We start from the raw sequence: 4782 nt of genomic DNA on the forward strand, positions 1-4782 counted from the left end.
CGGGCCCCGGCGGCGGGGGGGGCGTGGCTGGCGCGGGCAGCCGCGCGCCGGGGGCCGCCGCGAGTGCCCGGCGCGGGTCGGGCCCCGGGGGCCGCGCGGCGACGGGCCGGGCGGTCAGTGCGGCCACCGGCCGGGCGGGCAGTTCCGCGACGGCCCGGCCCGGAAGCTCCGCGACAGGCCGGCCGGACAGCTCCGCGACGGCACGGTTCGTCGCCCCGGCGGTCAGCTCCGGAGGCAGCGGCCGCCCGGCCGGCTCCCGCAGGCCGTCCGGAGCCGTGGGGCGGCCCCCGGACGGGCGCCGGGCCGGCATCCGGTCGGAGGGCAGTACGGCGGGAACGGTCGGACCCAGCTTGGCGCGCGCCGCGTCGAACCACTGACGGCTCACGGCGTCGAGGTCGGCGTCGCCTCCCGCTCTCTTGCGGAGCGGCACACCGCGGCCTCGGGAACCCGCGGACATCGCGCGGGTCGCGTTGTAGTTCCCCGTGGCGTTCTCGGCCTGGTCGTAAAGGTTTTCGATCCGCTGCCGAACTTCGTCGCGGCTCTCCGACGCCATGGGAGACGTACTCCTTCCGTACTCCGCCTACCGAGTTAGCTGTCGGGTTCGGGCGGTCGTTTCCGGAAGGCATGCCCTACGGCCCCTTGCCTCGCTGGGCAGTTGGGCCGATTCACCCCAATGTCGGTTGGGTCCCCGGCTCCGGATGCCATGAACGGCCCGGACTCGGCGGAGGCCACGCGGTTCGACGGGGTTCGTCGGGGGAAGCCGTGCGGCCTGGTCGTCAACCTAGCCAACTTGTGTGCCTCGTGTGAAGGTTGAAGCGCGATATGTCCGATACATATTTGTGATGTTCGCCGCGGGGTTCGGTGCCCAGGCACCCGCATGGGGACATTTGCCGTGCGAACGGGTACGAGCGGGGCGTTCCAATGGGCTCACAGCCGTACGACGACCAGGGCGGTGTCGTCCGTCGCGCCCTCCGGCGGCAGCAGTTCCCGCAGGACACCGTCGGCCAGGGACTCGGGATCCGCCGCCCGGTGACGGCGGAGGGCGTCGGCGAGGCGGGCCAGGCCGGTGTCGATGTCCTCCCCGCGCCGCTCGATCAGCCCGTCGGTGTAGAGGACGAGCGTGGAGCCCCCGGTGAACGTCGTCCGAGCCTCCGGCCGGGGCGTGGGATCGGGCCGGGCGTCGAGCGGCGGATCGGTCGCCCCGTCGAGGAACTCCACCCGGCCGTCCCCGTGCACGAGCAGCGGTGGAGGGTGGCCCGCGCTGCTGTAGGTGATGGTGCGGTGGTCGAAGTCGATGAACGTGGTCACCGCCGTGGCCGATTCGGCGCCGTCTACCACATGCGCGTATCGGCCGAGGACGTTCAGGGCCTGGGCGGGGCCCGTGGCGACCCGGGAGGCCGCGCTGAGCGCACTGCGCAACTGCCCCATCACGCAGGCCGCTTCGAGACCGTGCCCGACCACGTCGCCGACCGACACCCCGATGCGGTTGCCGCTCACCAGGTCGACCAGGTCGTACCAGTCGCCGCACACGTTCAGCGCGCCGACCGCCGGCCGGTACCGCACGGCGATCCGGTGATCCTCCGTGTGCCGGCGGGCGGGCAGCATGGCCTCCTGCAGGGCGATCCCCACCTCCCGCTCTCGGGCGTGGGCCTGACGGAGCCGTTCGTTGAGCTCCTGCAACTCGCGGGCCCGCCGGTACAACTCGGCTTCCAGTACCTGGCTCCGGTCACCGTCGGCGTTGGCCCGGGCCCGGATCAGTTCGGTCACCTCCTCGACCCGGTGCACCAGCAGCACCACCTCGCCGTCCGGACCGAGCACCGGCGCGTTCACCGGGCTCCAGTAGCGCTCCTCCCAGTGTCCTGGCCGCTCGCGGACCTCGACGTCGTACCGCTCCAGGGCCATGGTGTCCCGCTCACCGGTGGCCAGCACCCGCAGGAGGGAGGCCTTCAGGCTGCGCATGCCGCTCGCGGTCCCGTCGTTCGGGTTGTCCGGGAAGACGTCGAACAGATACCGGCCCACCACGTCCTCGCGCTTGCGTCCGGACATGCGCAGGAAATCCTCGTTGGCGTCGGCGTACACCAACTCGGGTGTCAGCAGCGCCACCATGCCGGGCAAGGCCTGGAACACCGCCGAGTAGTCGAGCTTCGCTTCATCCGTCATGACCTTGCCGCCCAGCCGACCACCGGTACGAGCACAGTTTCCCACGGAATCGGCCGGAAGGCGGCTCGCGTGGCTGCCGACGACGTCCTCAGGGCCGGCCGAAAAACTCACCGAATTCCACCGGATATCTCCCGAAGCGCTGGAGGATTGCCCATAGAGGCGATATTCCGGCATGCAATTTGCGCCGGAAGGTGGCTCCGGTTACCAAGGAGTATTTATTTCCTGAATTCAGCGGAATGCTCCGGCGGCCGTGACCCTGTGCGGGTCCCCGGCCGAACCGGTCACGGCGGGGCGGCCGTGCGGCGGTGAGGCCGGTGGCCTGCGGAAAGTCGCCGCGGTGATCCGTTTCGCTGTGAGGTTGCGATGAATCCGGGACGGGCTTGAACACCTGTGCCCCCGGATCCGTATGGGACGGGGGGATTTCCATGCCGAGCCGGATCCGACGAGACGCAGGGGTACTTCCGTGGGACGCAACACGCGCAGACGCCCGACGGGCGCACGACGCGCGACCTTCGCAGCGGTCGCACTGATGTTGGGCGGAGGTGGGCTGATCGCGGTGAACGTGTACGCCTCCGCCACCGAGAGCGGCTCGGACCAGTCGAACCCGAACGCGGCCGGCTGGGTCCGTTCGGGCGCGGCGACGATCGATTGCCCGGACGTCGGGAGCCGGTTGACCGCGGTGCCGGACGGGGCGAAGGAGGACGTCGACCGGGAACTCGCCCGCCTCGACCAGCAGGTCGCGGCTGCCTACCAGCAGTTGCAGCAGTCGGCGCAGTCCCAGCAGCAGGACTCCGGGTCCGCCGACGACACCATCATGAACCCGCTGAAGGAGAAGCGGGCCGAGACGATCGACCGCATCGCGGACGCCATCGACAACGCCGGCGACCGTCCGCAGGGGCTGGACGATCTGGCACCGTGCACGCTGCAGCCCTCCGGAAACCAGAACCAGGGCGACGGCGGCCAGACACCGGGCGACGGCGGCCAGAGCCAGGGCACGGGCACCCAGACCCCGGGTCAGGGTCAGACCGGCGGTGGCCAGGGCAACGGAGGTCAGGCCGGCAACGGTCCGGTGGCCGCGGACTATGCGGACATCACCTCGGTCCAGCCCAACGTGCAGACCCCGGCCCCGCAGTCCGACGCCTCCCGCGGCTCCTTCAGCAGCAGTTGCGGCGTGAACGCCAACGGGAAGTTCAACTCCGACAACGTCATCGTCGCCCCCGGTGTCTCCAACGGCGCCCACCACTTCCACGACTACGTCGGCAACCAGGCCAACAACGCCTTCGCCAGCGACGACGACCTCGCCAACGGCGACACCAGTTGTGCGGACAAGGGTGACAAGTCCACCTACTACTGGCCCGTGTTGCGTCTGCAGAACGGCAAGCAGGAGCGGGACGCCGGTGCCCCGGGCGGCGGCACGGAGGGCAACGCCGGTCAGATCGTCACGCCCAAGCAGGTCACACTGACGTTCGAGGGCAACCCCCGCGCCAAGGTCACGGCCATGCCGCGGCTGCTGCGCATCATCACCGGCGACGCCAAGTCGTTCGTCAACGGCCCCGCCAACGCCAACGCGTCCTGGAGCTGCACCGGGTTCGAGGACCGGCAGCTGAAGGACAAGTACCCGCTGTGCCCGTCCGGCAGCGACGTGGTCCGCACGTTCAGGTTCCAGAGCTGCTGGGACGGCCGAAACATCGACAGCGCCAACCACCGCACCCATGTGGCCTTCGCCGACGGCGAGGGCAACTGCCCGAACGGCTTCGAGCCCATTCCGCAGCTCGTGCAGCGCATCGTCTACGACGTCGACGCGCCCTCGCTCCAGGACGGCGGCCGCACGGTGCCGTTGTTCGCGGTGGACTCTTTCCCCGAGCAGCTGCACAAGCCGGTCACGGACCACGGGGACTTCATCAACGTCTTCGACGAAGACCTCATGAACAAGATGGTCGACTGCATCAACTCCGGCCGGAAGTGCGGTGCGGGCGCGGGCTCCGAGCCGAGTGAGGAGCCCAGCGAGCCGCCGGCCTCCGACCCCGCCTCGCCCGGCAACGGTGACCAGCCCGATCCCGGGAACACCGCGACCGAGGAGCCCTCGCAGCCCCCGGCCGACACGCCCACCGCCGAGCCGACGGACGCCGGTTCGACGAACGCTCCCGCCACCGAGACCCCCAGGGTCTACGCCACGGCGTCGCCCACCCACGTCACCTCCGGCGGCTCGGGCAAGGGCGACTCCGGCAAGGGCGGCACCGGCAACGGAGGCTCGGGCAACGGAGGCTCGGGCAAGGGCGGTACGGGCACCGGTCACACGGACTCCGGCAACACCGGCTCCGGCAAGGGTGGTTCGGACAAGGGAGGTTCCGGCAAGGGCGGCTCCGCCGAGGACTCGGCCGGCCAGTCGGCGCAGCCCGCCGAGATCGGTGAGGCCGCGCAGAGTCCGGCCCCGGGGGCCAACGCCCCGTCGGCGGCCGCGCAGGCCGAACCGCAGGCCCAGGGCGGACTCGCCGAGACGGGCGCGCACCTGTGGCCCGCCGGGATCGGCGCGCTGCTGGTGATCGCGGGCTTCGTGGTACTGCGCCGCATGGGACGCCGGTCCGTCTGACGTCCCCCGCGAAACGGCCGCCGCTGCCCGGG

Annotated in this window: 2 protein-coding genes, 1 pseudogene and 1 riboswitch; of the genes and pseudogenes, 1 reads left to right on the top strand and 2 read right to left on the bottom strand. The window is 71.2% G+C overall.

The window, feature by feature from the left end; all coding sequences use genetic code 11:
- Positions 1 to 553: pseudogene (locus ACFW2E_RS41580) on the bottom strand (peptidoglycan endopeptidase); the annotation flags it as partial.
- A gap of 8 nt (positions 554 to 561) precedes the next feature.
- Positions 562 to 734: riboswitch (cyclic di-AMP (ydaO/yuaA leader) on the bottom strand.
- 193 nt (positions 735 to 927) lie between these two features.
- On the bottom strand, positions 928 to 2160 hold the full coding sequence (locus ACFW2E_RS41585) for a PP2C family protein-serine/threonine phosphatase (protein WP_384475771.1): 1233 nt from the start codon (positions 2158 to 2160) through the stop codon (positions 928 to 930).
- 463 nt (positions 2161 to 2623) lie between these two features.
- Between ACFW2E_RS41585 and ACFW2E_RS41590 the strand changes: the two genes are divergently transcribed.
- Positions 2624 to 4750, top strand: coding sequence for a DUF1996 domain-containing protein (locus ACFW2E_RS41590; RefSeq protein WP_384475774.1), 2127 nt, complete (start codon positions 2624 to 2626; stop codon positions 4748 to 4750).
- Positions 4751 to 4782: the final 32 nt, after the last annotated feature.

The sequence above is a fragment of the Streptomyces sp. NPDC058964 genome (assembly GCF_042741275.1).
In the GTDB taxonomy this organism is placed as follows: Bacteria; Actinomycetota; Actinomycetes; order Streptomycetales; family Streptomycetaceae; genus Streptomyces.

Coding starts and splice junctions, on each gene's coding strand:
- ACFW2E_RS41585 (WP_384475771.1), bottom strand. CDS start 2,160: ATGACGGATGAAGCGAAGCTCGACTACTCGGCGGTGTTCCAGGCCTTG.